At 70.9% G+C, this 16,180-nt stretch carries 12 protein-coding genes; 5 read left to right on the top strand and 7 right to left on the bottom strand.

Going from position 1 to position 16,180, the window contains the following annotated elements; genetic code table 11:
- Positions 1–303: MmpS family transport accessory protein (locus ACWGO0_RS17100; protein WP_453534762.1), on the top strand; the 303-nt coding region annotated here is incomplete at its 5' end.
- A 20-nt stretch (positions 304–323) separates the two neighbouring features.
- Here the strand turns inward: ACWGO0_RS17100 and ACWGO0_RS17095 are convergent.
- Positions 324–2,756, bottom strand: coding sequence for a SpoIIE family protein phosphatase (locus tag ACWGO0_RS17095; RefSeq protein WP_453534759.1), 2,433 nt, complete (start codon positions 2,754–2,756; stop codon positions 324–326).
- A gap of 105 nt (positions 2,757–2,861) precedes the next feature.
- The gene (locus ACWGO0_RS17090; protein ID WP_453534756.1) at positions 2,862–5,558 is read right to left on the bottom strand and encodes a SpoIIE family protein phosphatase; all 2,697 of its coding nucleotides are present in this window, start codon (positions 5,556–5,558) and stop codon (positions 2,862–2,864) included.
- Positions 5,559–5,634: 76 nt separating this feature from the next.
- On the opposite strand from ACWGO0_RS17090, the gene ACWGO0_RS17085 reads away from it, so the two are divergent.
- On the top strand, positions 5,635–6,747 hold the full coding sequence (locus ACWGO0_RS17085) for a magnesium and cobalt transport protein CorA (RefSeq protein ID WP_453534753.1): 1,113 nt from the start codon (positions 5,635–5,637) through the stop codon (positions 6,745–6,747).
- A gap of 13 nt (positions 6,748–6,760) precedes the next feature.
- Here the strand turns inward: ACWGO0_RS17085 and ACWGO0_RS17080 are convergent, their stop codons facing one another.
- A complete protein-coding gene (locus tag ACWGO0_RS17080; RefSeq protein ID WP_453534751.1) occupies positions 6,761–7,753 on the bottom strand; it encodes an aldo/keto reductase in 993 nt (330 codons plus the stop codon).
- A gap of 125 nt (positions 7,754–7,878) precedes the next feature.
- Between ACWGO0_RS17080 and ACWGO0_RS17075 the strand changes: the two genes are divergently transcribed.
- On the top strand, positions 7,879–8,769 hold the full coding sequence (locus ACWGO0_RS17075) for a LysR family transcriptional regulator (RefSeq protein ID WP_453534748.1): 891 nt from the start codon (positions 7,879–7,881) through the stop codon (positions 8,767–8,769).
- Here ACWGO0_RS17075 and ACWGO0_RS17070 read toward each other — a convergent pair.
- The 3 genes from ACWGO0_RS17070 to ACWGO0_RS17060 form a co-directional block, all read right to left on the bottom strand.
- Positions 8,747–9,205, bottom strand: a complete 459-nt coding sequence (locus tag ACWGO0_RS17070) for an aspartate/glutamate racemase family protein (protein ID WP_453534745.1) — start codon at positions 9,203–9,205, stop codon at positions 8,747–8,749. The genes ACWGO0_RS17075 and ACWGO0_RS17070 overlap by 23 nt on opposite strands.
- Positions 9,206–9,230: 25 nt before the next feature.
- Positions 9,231–11,669, bottom strand: a complete 2,439-nt coding sequence (locus tag ACWGO0_RS17065; protein WP_453534742.1) for an MFS transporter — start codon at positions 11,667–11,669, stop codon at positions 9,231–9,233.
- A 188-nt stretch (positions 11,670–11,857) separates the two neighbouring features.
- Positions 11,858–12,301 (bottom strand): SRPBCC family protein, encoded by a 444-nt coding sequence (locus ACWGO0_RS17060; RefSeq protein WP_453534739.1) that lies wholly within the window; start codon positions 12,299–12,301, stop codon positions 11,858–11,860.
- Positions 12,302–12,435: 134 nt separating this feature from the next.
- Between ACWGO0_RS17060 and ACWGO0_RS17055 the strand changes: the two genes are divergently transcribed.
- Together ACWGO0_RS17055 and ACWGO0_RS17050 are read left to right on the top strand one after the other, a co-directional pair.
- Positions 12,436–13,482, top strand: coding sequence for an Rv2578c family radical SAM protein (locus ACWGO0_RS17055; protein ID WP_453534737.1), 1,047 nt, complete (start codon positions 12,436–12,438; stop codon positions 13,480–13,482).
- A 165-nt stretch (positions 13,483–13,647) separates the two neighbouring features.
- Positions 13,648–15,258, top strand: coding sequence for an alpha/beta hydrolase (locus ACWGO0_RS17050; RefSeq protein WP_453534734.1), 1,611 nt, complete (start codon positions 13,648–13,650; stop codon positions 15,256–15,258).
- Positions 15,259–15,322: 64 nt separating this feature from the next.
- Here the strand turns inward: ACWGO0_RS17050 and ACWGO0_RS17045 are convergent, their stop codons facing one another.
- Positions 15,323–15,898 (bottom strand): adenylosuccinate lyase, encoded by a 576-nt coding sequence (locus tag ACWGO0_RS17045; protein ID WP_453534731.1) that lies wholly within the window; start codon positions 15,896–15,898, stop codon positions 15,323–15,325.
- Between the last annotated feature and the right edge of the window lie 282 nt (positions 15,899–16,180).

The following is a 16,180-nucleotide window of genomic DNA, read 5'->3' as shown; positions in this document are numbered from 1 at the left end:
ACGTACGAGGTACTCGGCGAGGGCACGGCCGACATCTCCTACCGAGGAGACGGCACAGCCAACCGGGCCGAGACCGTGGAGAACGCCGAACTCCCGTGGAAGAAGACGGTGAACGTGCCACTCGGCGCCGTGCCCATCGTCAACATCACCCTCGGCGAAAAGGGCGGCAGCGCGAGCTGCACCCTCGCCGTCCACGGCAAGCACGTCCAACGCTCCACCGCATCAGGAGCCTTCGGACGCAGCACCTGCACCAGCGAACTCCCCGCCCCCGAACCCTCGGCCCCCGCCGAGGAAACCGGCTGAACCCCGGCCGGCCGAGGCGGTCACTCCGGGCTCCGCACCCAGCGGGCGGCGAGCAGGAGTGCGATGTCGTCGAGCCGGTCGGCCGACTTCCTCGCCTCCCGGATCACATGGTCCGCCGTGTCGGCCAGTGACGCCGAGCCGATTTCGGCGATGTTGCTACGGAGCCGCTCGATGCCCTGGTCGATGTCGGTGCCTGGCTGTTCGACAAGACCGTCGGTGAACAGGGCCAGGACCGCGCCCGGTTCGAGCCGTAGGTCGGTGACCGGGTACGAAGCCGTCGCGTCGACTCCGAGCACGACGCCGCCGGGGAGATCCAGGACCTCTGCCGTGCCGTCGGGGTGGCGCAGTACGGGCTGCGGGTGCCCGGCTCGTACGGCCTGCGTGAAGCCAGTTCCGGGGTCGAGGACGATGTAGCAGCAGCTGGCGAACTGGCCGGGGTCGAGGTCGATGAGCAGCCGGTTGGTGCCGCTCATGACCTCCTGCGGATCGTTGCCGCTCAGGGCGAAGGCGCGTACGGCGCTGCGTAGTTGGCCCATGGTCGCGGCTGCTGCGACGCCGTGGCCCTGGACGTCCCCGATGACCAGGGCGAGGCCCTGGCCGGTCTCGATGACGTCGTACCAGTCGCCGCCGACGTCCATGCCCTGGGTGCCGGAGAGGTAGCGCCCGGCGGTGTCGACGTACTCGACTTGGGGCAGCCGGTTCGGCAGCAGGGCGTCCTGGAGACCACGGGCCAGGGCGGCTTCGGTGTCGTAGCGCTGGGCACGTTGGAGGGCCTGGGCGATGAGTCCGGCGAGTGCTGTGAGGACCGTACGCTCCTCGGGGCTGAAGCCTCTCGGCTGGTCGAAGCCGAGGATGCACGAGCCGACGGGCCGCCCGGAGGCGATGAGCGGCAGGAAGGCCCGGGCTCCGGTGTCGGTCTCCATGGCGATGCCGGGATAGGCGGCGGCCAGGTGCTGCATGGACTCGAAGAAGATGGGGCGGCCTCCGGTGAGTGCTTCCACGCCGGGAATCCGGGCGTCGAGGCCGACCCCGTCGAAGGGGTCCAGGAAGCCTTGCGGGAAGCCGGTCTCCCAGGCCAGGTAGAGGTGTCGCTCGTGCAGCAGGTAGATCGCCAGCTGTCTGCCGCCGAAGGCGGGCAGCAGTTCCTCGGTGACCACGGCGGAGACCTGGCGGGCGGTGACCGCCTCCGTGAGTGCGATGGCGAGTGCGACAGGCCGGTAGAGAGCGGCGGACGGGTCGGCCGGGGACGCGAACCCGACACCCGGGGGGACGACGGTCCCCGGGGCGTAGGCCGGCTGATCCGTGGCGGCGAGCGTGGCCGTCACCCCGTCGTTGCCCGGGTAGAGGGAGACGGCGAGCCATTCCTTCTCGGTTCGCCGGGCGAGGAAGTGGACGGGTTCGACGGAGAGCAGGGCCGCCCGGTGGTGGTCTTCGTAGGCGGGGTGGCCGAACCACGGCAGTGCCTCCCACAGGACGCGTCCGACGAGGTCCGCCCGGGCGGTGCCGAGGAGTTCCTCCGCCAGGTGGTTGACGTAGGTGATCCGTCCGAGCCGGTCGAGCGAGAAGATTCCGCGGGGCAGCCGGTCGGCTGCCTCGGGGACGACGGGCCCTGCGCCGAGATCCACCAGGAATCCGGTCAGGTGGCTCGCCTTGCCTTCGCCGGGCTGGTTGGCCCAGCGGCCCGAGAGCTCCAGCAGGTGGGACCGGCCGTCGGGGCCTTGGAGCCGCATGCGGCGTACGACCGGTGTTCCCGACCCCACCGCCCTTCGGGCCAGCGTCCACAGTCCGTACATGTCCTCCGGCACCAGTCGCGCCGCCAGTGCGTCGATGGTGCCGGGGAAGTCCGCGGGCTCCGTGCCGAGGATCGCGCAGAGATCTTCGTCCGCGGTGACGGAACCGCTGTCGAGGTCCCAGTCGAAGTGACCGATCCGCACGGGTGGCGCCGTGGCCCCGGGCAGCTGGACGGGGACCGGATCGTCTTCCCACCGGGCGGGCGTTCCGTCGGATGCCAGTTCTTCGAGGGCGCCGCCGAGCCGCTGGGCGACGTGTTGCAGTCTGCGGCGGTCGGCGGGGCCGACGGGTTCTCCGGGGGTGGCGGGGCGCAGCACGACCAGGACCCCGACCTTCTCGTGACCGCTGACGACGGGCACGTACAGCGAGCCGAAGGGGAACGGCAGGCCCGCCATGAGCTGCGGAAACCGGCGCATGGCCTCCTCGGCGTCGCCGAGGTACACGGGCTGCCCGGTGGAGAATGCCTCGGCCACCGGGAAGGGCCGGTTCACATGCATGCGCCACCATGGGCGGAACAGTGGGATGGGCAGCCCTGCGAGCACTCCCAGACGCAGCAGTCCCGGTGTTTCGGAGCGGAGATAGACGCCGCCCGCGTATCCCCCGGCGGACTCGATCGCGCTCACCACGGCCTGCGCGAGCACCAGGGGCAGCTCGTCCGGCATGCGGGCGCCGTTCGGCCGTGCCGGTTCCGCCCCGCTCTCACTGAGTGGAGCGTGCCCCGCAGCGCCGTACCAGGTCACATCTCAGGATGCTCCCCGCTCGCGTACTCACGCACCCGGTGGGCTGTCCCGCCGGGCGGCCGTCAGGGTCTGTTCCGTCCAGATGACCTTGCCGTCGTCGGTGTAGCGGGTCCCCCACCGGTCGGCGAACTGGGCGACGAGGAACAGTCCGCGACCACCCTCGTCCGTGGTGGCGGCCTGTCGCATATGGGGCGAGGTGCTGCTGTGGTCGGAGACCTCGCAGATCAGGGACCGGTCGCGGACCAGCCGTACGCGGATGGGGCCGGTGGCGTGGCGGATGGCGTTGGTGACGAGTTCGCTGAGGATCAGCTCGGTGGTGAACGACTCCTCGGTCAGATCCCACTCGGCCAGCTTGCGGGAGACGTCGGCCCGGACCTGGGACACCGCCGACGGGTCGGACTCCACGTCCCAGTCGGCGACGTCCGCCGCGGCGAGCCTGCGGGTACGGCCGACGAGCAGCGCGATGTCGTCGCGGGCACGTTCGGTGACGAGCGCGCGGACGACCGCTTCGCAGGTTTCCTCCGGTGTGGCGTCGGCGTGGTCGGCGAGGGTGTGGCGCAGGAGCGACAGTCCTTCGTCGATGTCCCGGGTCCGTTCCTCGACGAGGCCGTCCGTGTAGAGCACCAGTTCGCTGCCTTCGGGCAGCTGCATGTCCAGGGTCTCGAAGGGGAGGCCGCCGAGCCCCAGGGGCGGGCCGCCGGGCACTTCGGCGAATTCGGCGGTGCCGTCCGGGTGGACGATCGCCGGCTGGAGGTGGCCGGCCCTGGCCATGCTGCAGCGTCCGGACGCCGGATCGTAGATCGCGTAGAGGCAGGTGGCGCCGGTGACCGATGCCTTGGTCGCCTCGTCGATCTCCTCGTCCTGGTCGATCCGGGCGACCAGTTCGTCGAGGTGCAGCAGGAGCTCGCCGGGCGGCAGGTCCAGGGTGGAGAAGTTGTGGACCGCCGTGCGCAGCCGGCCCATGGTGGCGGCGGCGTGGAGTCCGTGGCCCACGACATCGCCCACCACGAGCGCGACGCGGGCGCCGGGCAGCGGGATGATGTCGAACCAGTCGCCGCCGACGCCGCCGCGCCCGGCGTGCGCGGGCAGATAGCGGTAGGCGACGTCGAGGGCGTTCTGTTCGGGGAGGCCGTGCGGCAGCAGGCTGCGTTGCAGGGTCACCGCCATAGTGTGCTCGCGCGAGTAGCGGCGGGCGTTGTCGATGCTGACGGCGGCGCGGGCCACCAGTTCCTCGGCGAGTGACAGGTCCTCGTCGTCGAACGCCTCGGGTTTCGCCGAGCGCCAGAACAGGGCCACGCCGAGGATGGCGCCGCGGGCGCGCAGCGGCACCGCGATCATCGAGTGGATGCCGCAGTCGACGAGCCGCCGGGCCCGCTCGGGATCCTGCTGCTGCCATCCGGCGAAGGCCGCCAGGTCCTCTTCGAGAACCACCTGGCCTCTGCGCAGACCGTTCCCGAGAGGTGTGGTCGGCACGAAGCGGATGAGCGAGCCGACGGGGTAGAGCCCCGTGTCGTCCCGGTCGCCACTGAAGGCCGTACGCCGCATGTCGGTGTCCACACCGGTGGCGATCGGTTCCTCGCCCTGTAGGACCGCCTCGACCAGGTCGACGGTGGCGAGGTCGGCGAAACGGGCCGCGGCGAAGTCCGCGAGTTCCTCGCACGTCTTCACCACGTCGAGGGTCGTGCCGATCTCGGCACCAGCCTCGTAGAGCAGTTTCAGCCGTCCGCGTGCCACATCGGCCCTGCCGGCCAGGGCCCGCAGTTCGGTGCTGTCGCGCAGTGTCGTCACGCTGCCGGGCGGTCCGCCGTCCTGGTCGGTCGGCCGCTGGTTGACGGCGAGCAGGCGGTCGCCGACCGGATGCACCTCGTCGGTCACGGTTCTGCCCGAGACGAGCAGCCCCGTGGTGACCTCGTCGAGGCCCAGTTCGGTGACCGGGCGGCCTTCCACATCGGCCGGCAGGTCGAGCAGTTTGCGCGCCTCGTCGTTGGCGAGCAGCAGCCGGTCTTCTCCGTCGACGATGACCACGCCTTCCCGTACGGCATGCAGAACGGCGTCGTGATGCTCGTACATCCGGGTCATCTCGGTGGGTCCGAGGCCGTGCGTCTGGCGGCGCAGCCGTCGGCTCACGAGCGCTGTCCCGCCCGTGGCGAGGAGCAGGATGCCCGCGGCGGAACCGAACAGCAGGGGGAACTGGTTCTCGACGACGCCGCTCACGCGCGCGATGGTGATCCCGGCGGACACCATGCCGACGACGGTGCCTTCACGGTTGATGACGGGCACGACGGCCTGGACGAGCGGCCCGATGGTCCCGTTGATCTTCTCGACGACGACGTCGCCTTCCAGGGCGGGCTGCAGATTGCCGACGAATTTCTTGCCGATCCGGTCGGGCAGCGGGTGGGTGTAGCGGATTCCGTCCGTGTTCAGTACGACGACGAAATCGACCCCGGAGCCGATGCGGGCCGCCTCGGCGCTCGGCTGGAGCACCGCGGTCGGGTCGGGGCTCAGCAGTGCTTCCTCGATGCCCGGCGCGTTCGCGAAGGTCTCGGCCACGGCGACGGACCGGTGGCGTGCTTCCGACTCGCTGTCGGACCGCGACTGCAGCACGAGGGCGGTCACGGCAGCGGCGACCAGCAGCACCACGATCGCCACTTGCAGGAGGAAGACCTGACCGGCGACGGTCCGCATTCTGAGAACCGAGCGCGGGCGGCCGTAGCGTCCGGCCATGCCCTCTTTTTACACCCTCCGCATACACCGGGCCTCCCGGAATGGCCGGAGTGGTCCAGTGGCACACTGGCCGACCATGCGCCATGTGAAGGAGTCCGCAGTGCCGATCGTCCGCAAGCTGCGCCACGCGGTACGCCGCGCCCACCGGGCGCGAGTGGACCTCAGCCACCCCGCGCGCTCGCCGCTGGGCAGCTCGGTGGTCAACTGCGTGGTGTACGAGGACGGCGTCCGGCACTCGGTCGCCTGCCCGGCGGAGGAGGCGCTGCGCCGGGTCCGCAAGTCCGGCCGGGGCTTCGTCTGGCTCGGTCTGCACGAGCCGTCGGCGGAGGAGTTCGCCGGGCTCGCCGAACTGTTCGGGCTGCACCCGCTGGCCGTCGAGGACGCGGTGCACGCCCACCAGCGGCCCAAGGTGGAGCGGTACGGGGATGTTCTGTTCGCCATCTTCAAGACCTGCGGCTATGTCGAGCACGAGCAGCTCACGGCCACCAGCGAGGTGGTGGACACCGGGGAGATCATGATCTTCACGGGTGCCGATTTCGTGATCACGGTGCGGCACGGCAGTCATGGTTCGCTGGGTCCGCTCAGGGAGGCCCTGGAGGCGGACCCCCGGCAGCTGGCCAAGGGGCCCGCCGCGGTGCTGCACGCCATAGCCGATCAGGTGGTCGACAACTATCTGCACGTCGCCGACGCGGTGCAGCACGACATCGACGCGGTGGAGACCGCGGTGTTCAGCCAGGAGTCGGGCCGGGGCGATGCCGGGCGGATCTACCAGCTCAAGCGTGAGCTGATGGAGTTCAAGCGGGCGGTGGCCCCGCTGAGCCGGCCGCTCCAGGCCCTGGCGGCCGGGCCGATGGGGCCCGTGGGCCCGGAGTTCCAGCCGTACTTCCGGGATGTCGCAGGGCATCTGGCCCGTACCACCGACCAGATCGTGGCGTTCGACGCGCTGCTCGACTCGGTGCTCCAGGCCCACCTGGCGCAGGTGACCGTCGCCCAGAACGAGGACATGCGCAAGATCACGGCCTGGGCGGCCATCATCGCCGTACCCACCATGGTCTGCGGGGTGTACGGCATGAACTTCGATCACATGCCGGAGCTGCGGTGGACCTACGGATATCCGTTCGTCGTCGGCGTCATGGCCACCGCCTGCTTCGTCATCCACCGCGGCTTCCGCCGCAACGGCTGGCTCTGACGGGGCGGCCTGATCAGCCGGAGGTCAGGATCTCCTCGATCCTGGCCAGCTCCTCGTCGGCGAACTCCAGGTTCGCCACCGCCCCGACGCTGCTCTCCAGCTGGGCGACGCTGCTCGCGCCCACCACGGCGGAGGTGACCCGGCCGCCCCGCAGCACCCAGGCCAGTGCCAGCTGGGCCAGGGACTGGCCGCGCTCCTTGGCCACCTGGTCGAGTGCGCCCAGCCGGCGCACCAGCTCGGGGGTGACGGCTTCAGTAGTCAGGAACGGGCTGTCGCCCGCCGCCCGCGAGCCCTTCGGGATGCCGTTCAGATAGCGGTCGGAGAGGATGCCCTGCTCCAGCGGCGAGTAGGCGATGGTGCCGGTGCCCAGCTCGTCGAGGGCGCTCAGCAGCCCCTCCTCGGGGAGGCGGTCCAGCATCGAGTAGCGCGGCTGGTGGATGAGCAGCGGGGTTCCCAGCTCCCGCAGGATGCGGGCGGCCTCTCGGGTCTGTTCGGGTGAGTAGTTGGAAATGCCCGCGTACAGGGCCTTGCCCTGGCGGACCGCGGCGTCGAGCGCGCCCATCGTCTCTTCGAGCGGGGTCTCGGGGTCGAACCGGTGGGAGTAGAAGATGTCGACGTACTCCAGGCCGAGCCGGCTCAGGCTCTGGTCCAGCGAGGAGCGCAGGTACTTTCGCGACCCCCACTCCCCGTACGGCCCGTCCCACATGCCGTAGCCGGCCTTGGTCGAGACGACGATCTCGTCCCGCAGGTGGGCGAAGTCCGTCTTCAGGGCGCGGCCCATGGTGACCTCGGCGGAGCCGGGCGGCGGTCCGTAGTTGTTGGCGAGGTCGAAGTGGGTGATGCCGAGGTCGAAGGCCCTGCGCAGGATGCGGCCCTGGTCCTCGGGGTTCCGGTCGCCGCCGAAGTTGTGCCACAGCCCGAGGGACAGCGCGGGCAGCAGCAGACCGCTGCGTCCGGTGCGCCGGTACGGCATGGCGGAGTAGCGGTCGGACGACGGGAGATACATACGCGGGCTCCACGGAGAGGTCCTGGGAACGCGCCGGGCTCGGTGCGCGTCCCCAGGCTGGCGCAGAACCATCCAGCAGTCCAACAGGAGATTCCGGTCGGATTCATCGTCTACATTTCTCAATCATGGAACTGCGTCAGCTGGAGCACTTCGTCGCCGTCGCCGAGGAGCGGCACTTCACCCGCGCCGCCGAGCGTCTCGCGGTGTCCCAGTCGGGTCTTTCCGCGTCCGTCCGGGCGCTGGAGCAGGAACTGCGGACTCCGTTGTTCAGCCGTACGACGCGGTCGGTCCGGCTCACCGAGGCGGGGCGGGCACTCCTGGTGGAGGCGGAACGCACGCTGGCGGGGGCGCGGGCGGCGAAGGACGCCGTCGATGCCGTACGGGGGCTGCTGCGCGGCACGCTGACCGTGGGGGTCGAGCAGTGCGTGGCCGGAGTCAGCCCCGCGCGGTTGCTCGCGGCCTTCCACCGGGCCCATCCCCATATGGAGATCCGGCTCCGGCAGGAGGGTACGTCCAGTCTGCTGGACGGCGTGGCGGGCGGGCGGCTCGACATCGCTTTCGCCGCAACGGTCAGCCCGCTGGAGTGGCGGGGCGAGCTGAGGCCGCTGGCCAGGGAGCCGATGGTCGTCCTGTGCGCTGCGGGCCACCGTTTCGCGCGGGAGCGGACGGTGGCGTGGACGGAGCTGTCCGGTGAGTCGTTCATCGACTTCCATCCCGACTGGGGCCCCCGGCGTGCGGCGGACGAGGCGTTCGCCGCGGCGGGGGTGCGGCGCACGGTCGCCCTTGAGGTGAACGACGTGCACAGCCTGCTGGAGCTGGTCCACGAGAAGCTGGGCATCGCGGTGGTGCCGCAGCACTTCGCCCGCAAGCCCGAGGCCGGGGGCCTGGTGGCGGTGGAACCGGAGGGCCCGCACCGTCCGGTGTACGAGAGCGTGGTCGTACTCCCGCCCGCGCAGGCGATGAGCCCGGGCGCGCGGGCCCTGATGACCTTGGTCAGTGCTGAGGCCATGCCTTGAAGTGCTTCGGACGGGGCGGCGCGTAGGTGCGGACCTTCGAGGTCGTGAGGCCGAGGCGGACGAGGGATTCGGCGATGGTGACCGCAGCGGCGACCCCGTCCACGACGGGGACACCGGTGCGCTCGGCGACGCGTTCACTCAGCCCGGACATGCCGCCGCAGCCCAGACAGATGACCTCGGCGCGGTCCACCTCGACGGCCCGGGCGGCCTGTTCGACGATGGCCTCGACCGCGGCCAGGGGGTCGCGTTCCAGGTCGAGCACGGCCAGTCCGCCGGCCCGTACGGAGGCGCAGCGGGCGGCGAGTCCGGCGAGGGCGAGGCGGTCCTCGATGAGCGGGACCGCCCGGTCGAGGGTGGTCACGACCGAGTAGCTGCGGCCCAGGAACTGCGCGGTCGAGGCCGCTGCCTCGGTGATGTCGACGACGGGAACGCTCATTCTGTCAGCGGCCGAAGGCGGGGCCTCAGTCCCCGTGCCCCAGCAGTACGTCCCGTTCCGTGCGTCCGCCGCCCGCCATCCGCAGGACCGTCGCCACCGGCGGGTATCCGGCGGCGATCACCGTGTACTCCCCGGAGGACAGGTCGACGAAGCGGAAGGTTCCGTCGGGGCCGGTGGTGAGCGTGTCGACCACATTGCCCGCCGCGTCGAGCAGGGTCACCCGGGCGTCCTCCACGGGCCGCCCGCCGTTCGCGCGCACGGTGCCGCGCAGCACGGCGCCGCCCGCGAGTTCGATGTCCTGGCGGGTCTCCCGGGCGGCCTGCACGCTGACCGGCAGGGCGGCGGGCCGGAAGGCCGGGGCGCTGGCTGCGAGGGTGTACTCGCCGGCCACGAGCTCCGTGATCGCATAGCCGCCCTCACGGCCCGTACGGGTGGTCGCGACGACCTCGCCCCGTACGTCGGTGAGGGTCACCGCGGCCTCCCGGACCGGGACGCCGTCCGCGGTGACGACCGTACCGGCGAGCCGGCCCGCGCCGCCGAGCACCACGTCGAGCTCGACGGGCCGCTCGCCGACGGTGACGCTGACGGCCTGCGGCTGGTGGCCTCCGGCCGCGGCGATCAGGACGTACGAACCGGCTCCTGGCACGCTCAGCGCGTACCGCCCGTCGTCCCCGCTGGCGCCCCGCCCGGCCTGCCGGCCCTGGACGTCGACGAGGGTGAGGGCGGCCCGCGGGACCTTCGTACCGTCGGGGTGCTGGACGCGCCCGCAGACCGGCACGCCTGACGGGTGGCCGACCGTCACGGTCGCCGAGTCGGTACGGGCGGCGGGGACGGTCGCCGGGTCGGCGGCCGTGCCGGGGATGGGGTGGGACACCAGCGGTTTCTCCTTGAGGAAGAAGGCGAGGAACAGGCCGAGCAGGAGGACCGGCACCAGGTACAGGAAGATCCGCGGCATCGCGTCGGCGTACGCCTGGATGTAGGCGTCGCGCAGCGCGGGTTCCATGGCATGGACCAGCTGCGGGGTGATCGACTCGGGATCGGGGAGTCCGGTGCCGGACGGGAGGCGTACGTCGAGGGCGTCCGAGAGCCGCCCGGCGAAGAGCGTTCCGAAGATCGCGGCACCGACACTGCCGCCGATCTGGCGAAAGTAGTTGTTGGCACTGGTGGCGGTGCCGAGGTCGGCGGGGCGTACGGAGTTCTGCACGGCGAGCACCAGCACGGGCATCACCAGACCGATACCGATGCCGAGTACGGCCTGGGCGAGGCTGTACTCGAGCCGGGACGTACCGGTTTCGAGCCGGGAGAGCAGCCACATGCCGACGGCCGAGATCCCGCTGCCGAGGAGGGGGTGGATCCGGTAGCGGCCGGTACGGGAGATCAGGTGGCCGGAGACCACCGATGCGCCGACGATGCCGCCCATCATCGGCAGCATCAGCAGTCCCGATTCGGTGGCGGACGCGCCGTCGACCATCTGGAGGTACGTCGGCAGATAGCTGGCGGCGCCGAAGAGCGCGATACCGATGACCGCGCCGACGAGCCCCGTGATGTTGAAGATCGAGTCGCGGAACAGATGCAGCGGAATGATCGGTTCGGGCGCGCGGTGTTCGACCGCGAGGAAGAGCAGAGTCGTTCCGGCAGCTCCGGCGGCGAGCCCGAGAATGGTGCGCGAGCCCCAGGCGTACTCGGTGCCGCCCCAGCTGGTGAGCAGCACGAGACAGGTGGACGCGGCGGCGAGGAGCACCGCGCCGAGGATGTCCAGACGGGGGCGCACGGCGGGCTTGGGGAGCTTCAGCACGACGGCGATGACGGCGAAGGTGACCAGGCCGAAGGGGACGTTGATGTAGAAGCACCAGCGCCAGGAGGCGTGGTCGGTGAAGAAGCCGCCGAGCAGCGGGCCCGCGACGGACGCGAGCCCGAAGACCGCACCGATGAGGCCCATGTACCGGCCGCGCTCACGGGGCGGGACGATGTCCGCGATGATCGCCTGGACGCCGATCATGAGCCCGCCGCCGCCGATGCCCTGGATCGCGCGGAACGCGATCAGCTCGTCCATGGTGCGCGACCAGCCGGCCAGCGCGGAGCCGATGACGAACACGACGATCGCGAACTGGAAGACGCCCTTGCGGCCGAAGAGGTCCCCGAGCTTCCCGTAGATCGGCAGGCCGATCGTGGAGGCGAGCAGATAGGCGGTGACCGCCCAGGACATCTTCTCCAGGCCGTGCAGCTCGCCGACGATCTTCGGCAGGGCGGTGGCGACGATCATCTGGTCGAGCGCCGCGAGCAGCAGGGTGAGCATCAGGCCGAGGAAGACCATCCGGACCCGGCCGTGGCTGATCTCCGAGGGCGGTACGGCCTCTGAGGCAGCGTCAGGTCCTGCCGGGGGCGGCGGGGGTGGCGCGGTCTGCGGCCCGGATCCACCCGAGCCACTCGGCCCGTCCTTCACCAGAGTGATCCCACCCACCACGTAACGCTCCCCTCGTCGCACCTGCGCCGCCCATTTCTCGCATCACGCGGGAAGGCGGGGCAAACGCGACCAGGAGCACGACCGGCGCATGCGGAGGGCTTATGCGCCGGTCGGAGGCACTACGGCGCACAACCGGCCGCCCCGGAAAACCACCCGTTCCGGTGAGGCCGGCCGACAGCGCCCGGAGGCTACTTCTCGACCTCGGTGGCGAGGTTCTGGAGCAGCTCGTCGTAGATACGGCCAAGTCCCTTGGGCGCGAAGGTCCTTTCGAAGAAACCGCCGATGCCGCCGGCGCCGTCCCAGACGGTCGAGACGACGGCCCGGGACTTCCCCTCACCGGCCGGGGTGACGGTCCAGGTGGTGACCATCGAGGAGTTGCGGTCCTTCTCGATCAGCTGCCCGTCGGTCGGCTCGGTGACCTCCAGCAGACAGTCACGGACGCGCTTGCTGGTGGCCTGGAGCTTCCAGTGCACGAGGGTGCCCTCGCCGTCGCCGCCCTCGCGCACCTCGTACTCGCTGAAGTGCCCGGTCAGCACCTTGCCCCGGACCTCCTTGTAGTCGGCCAGCGCATCGAACACCGCTTCCGCGTCCGCCGCGATGACCCGCTCTGTCGTTGCCTCGACCTGCGCCATGCCAGTTCCTCCACCACTCGACTGTTCGGGGTGTGCTGAGCCAACCACCCCCGGGCACGCCCCTCAAAATCGGTCGCGCACGATCATGGGAACAAGTGTTCTATTCTCTGGTCAGTGCTACCAAGGAGGCGTCCATGCGCTGGGACAATTTGGCCGAAAACACCACAGTGGCCCGGAACAGCGCGCTCTTCGCCGCGGACGCGGTGACCACGCGCACGTTCGACACACCCGAATTCCGGGGCATCACCTTCCATGAGGTGCGGGCCCGGTCCATCGTGAACCGGGTGCCCGGGGCCAGCCGGATGCCGTTCGAATGGACCGTGAATCCGTACCGGGGCTGCTCGCACGCCTGTGTGTACTGCTTCGCCCGCAAGACCCACAGCTATCTCGACCTCGACACGGGGCTCGGCTTCGACTCCCAGATCGTCGTCAAGATCAACGCCGCGGAACTGGTGAGCCGTCAGCTCTCCTCGCACCGCTGGCACGGCGCGCACATCGCGATGGGGACGAATGTCGACTGCTACCAGCGGGCCGAGGGCCGCTACCGGCTGATGCCCGGCATCATCACGGCCCTGCGCGACCACGCGAATCCCTTCTCGATCCTGACGAAGGGCACGCTCATCCTTCGTGATCTGGAGCTGCTGAAGCAGTCGGCCGAGGTCACCGAGGTCGGTGTCTCCGTCTCGGTCGGCTTCGTCGACTCCGAGCTCTGGCGCACGGTCGAACCAGGAACCCCGTCCCCCGAACGCCGCCTCGACGTCGTCCGCACGCTCACCGACAACGGGATCGGCTGCGGCGTCCTGATGGCGCCTGTCATCCCCTTCCTCGGCGACAGCCCGGAGCAGCTGCGCGCCACCGTCGCCGCGATCGCGGCCTCCGGCGCGACCTCGGTGACCCCGCTCGTCCTGCATCTGCGGCCGGGCGCCCGGGAGTGGTTCATGCAGTGGCTCGGCGTGCACCACCCGCATCTCGTGCGGCGGTACGAGCGGATGTACGCGGACGGGGCGTACGCGCCCACCTGGTACCAGCGGCAGATCACCCGCCGGGTCCACGAACTGGCGGCCGAGTTCGGCATCGGGCCCTCGCACCGGGGAGAGGCCCGCCGGATCTCCGCGCCGGAGGTGCCGGTGCCGCTTCCGGACGGCCCCGAAGTCGGCCCCACCCAGCTGACCCTGCTCTGACGTCGTACGTCACTGGTTGGGCGTCCCGCGTCACCCCGGCACCGCGTGTCCCTGTCCAAACGGGTCAACTCTCGGCACATCGTGTCCTTCCGGGCCCGAATACGGGGAGCATGCGGCGGGGGCAGCGGCACCCTCGCCCGCGCTCCCTCCACCTCGGGAGGCCGTATGACGAAACGTGCAGGAATTCTGGTCGCAGTCGGCGCGGCGGTGGCGGGTCTGGTGACCGCCGCGCCGTCCGCCGCGACCGCCGAACCGGAACCGGGCGCGGGCGGGCCGCGCGTGGCTCAGCTCAAGTGGACGGACTGCGCGACCAAGTCGTATCCGACGATGCAGTGCGCGACGGTCCGCTCCCCGCTCGACCACGACCGGCCGACGGGCCGTCAGGTCACCCTGGCGCTGTCCCGGATTCCGCACACGGCCGCGACCTCGCAGGGCCCGCTCCTGGTCAATCCGGGCGGCCCCGGCGGCAGCGGACTCTCGATGGCCGGTTTCGTGGCGTCCGCACTGCCCGCGAAGGTAGCCGCGCAGTACGACGTGATCGGCTTCGATCCCCGTGGGGTGGGGAAGAGCACCCCGGCGCTGAACTGCCGTCCCAAGCACTTCGATCCGGTGCGTGCCGACTCCGTACCGCGTTCGTACGAGGAGGAGCAGGCCGGCCGGGACCGGGCCGCGTCCTTCGCCGAGGCGTGCGGACAGAAGCACGGGGATCTGCTGCCGCACATGGACACGGTCAGCTCCGCCAAGGACCTCGACGTGATCCGCACGGCGCTGGGCGCACCGCGGATCAACTACTTCGGCTACTCCTACGGCACCTACCTGGGCGCCGTGTACGCGAAACTGTTCCCCGAGCGGGTCCGGCGGCTCGTGCTCGACTCCGTCGTCGACCCCGAGGGCATCTGGTACGACGACAACCTCGGCCAGGACTACGCGTTCGACGCCCGCCACAAGGCGTTCGCGGCCTGGGTCGCGCAGCACGACGACGCGTACGGGCTCGGCCACGACGCGGCGGAGGTCGAAGCCGCCTGGTACGGGATGCGGGAGTCCCTCAGGGAGCAGCCCGCCGGTGGCAAGGTCGGTGCGAGCGAGCTGGAGGACACCTTCCTGCCCGGCGGTTACTACAACGGCTACTGGCCTTATCTGGCCGAGGCGTTCGCCGAGTACATCCACGACAACAACGAGGACGCGTTGGTCTCGGCGTACAAGAACTTCGGCGCCACGGGCGCGGGCGGGGACAACAGCTACTCGGTCTACACGGCCGTGCAGTGCCGGGACGCGGCGTGGCCGCAGGACTGGAACACCTGGCGCAACGACACCGCGGCGGTGGCGGCCAAGGCTCCGTTCATGACCTGGAACAACACCTGGTACAACGCTCCGTGCGCCTCCTGGCCGGTGGAGCCGCTGAACCCGGTGCGGGTCACCAACCACGAAATCCCGCCGGCCCTGCTGTTCCAGGCGACGGACGACGCGGCCACCCCGTACCAGGGCGGTGTCACGATGAACCGCAAGCTGAAGGGCTCCAGCCTGGTCGTCGAAGAGGGCGGCGGAAACCACGGCATCACGCTGAGCGGCAGCAAGTGCCTGGACGCGTATCTGGTGGACTACCTCATCGACGGCACGGTCCCGCGGGGCAGCGGCGGCCGGGCGGACGCGGTCTGCCAGGCGCCCGCCGACCCGAAGCCGCTGACCGCGGAGAAGGCCCTGCGGAGCACGGACGGCGCCGGCGGCGGCAGCTCCGGTGGCAAGGCGCTGCACGGGCTGCTCGGCTTCCGCGGCTGACCCCCCGGCTGACCCAGGGCTGACCCACCGTGGCCGGGCCCGGAATCCGGGCCCGGCCACGGCCTCAGCGACCGGCCGGCAGGCGGCCGAGTGCTTCGGCCGCGGCTCCGCCGAGGCGGGGGTGCGGCAGTGCCGCCTCCAGGACCGGGCGGGCCGCTCCGTCACCCAGTCGGCCCAGTCCCTCCACACAGGCGAGGGCCACCCGCCAGTTCGGCTCGTCCGGGTTCAGCAGCCGCCCCAGTGTGCTGACCAGGGTGGGCACCGATTCGGGGGCGCGCAGGTCGGTCAGCAGCCGTACCGGGTGCAGTGCGTACGCCGTGCGCAGGGTGTTGGTGGCCAGCGCGGCTGCGGCCCGTGGCGTGCGGGGGTCGCCCAGCCGTACCAGGGCGTACGCGGCGGAGACGCAGCGCTCCGGATCGCGGTGGTTGAGGAGGAGGACCAGGGCCTCGAAGGCCCGGCGGTCGCCTCCGCAGCCGAGCCGGAACGCGGCGATCTCGCGCGCCCACAGGGGGCGCGCGGGCTCCACGAGGACCCGGGCCAGCTCTTCCTCGTCCTCGGTGGCGACGAGCCGGTCGTACGCCGCCGACTCCCCCGCCTCGTCTCGCAGCCGGTCCGTCAGCGACCGGAACTCCTCGTCCATGACGCTCAGCGTATCGGCGGACACGGACCGTACGGACCGGGGGCGGTGTCCGGGGCGGGAAAATTGTGGTCCAGCGCACAGTCACCCAGGACTGGCGCGCTCGTTACCCGCCGGTTAACCTCATCTGAGCGGGGCACAACCCCGCAGCTCCGATGGCCTGGTGACGCAGCCATCCGGAGTGCTTGTCGGTTCGGCAGCTTTGTGCGACGCGACTCCGGGACAGAGTCCGTCACCTTTCCCCGGCCGGGGTGCGCTTCGAGCGCCCTGGCCCGTGCACCACGA

Source organism: Streptomyces sp. NPDC055749, from assembly GCF_053617235.1.
This window is presented reverse-complemented; position numbering and strand designations above follow the sequence as displayed.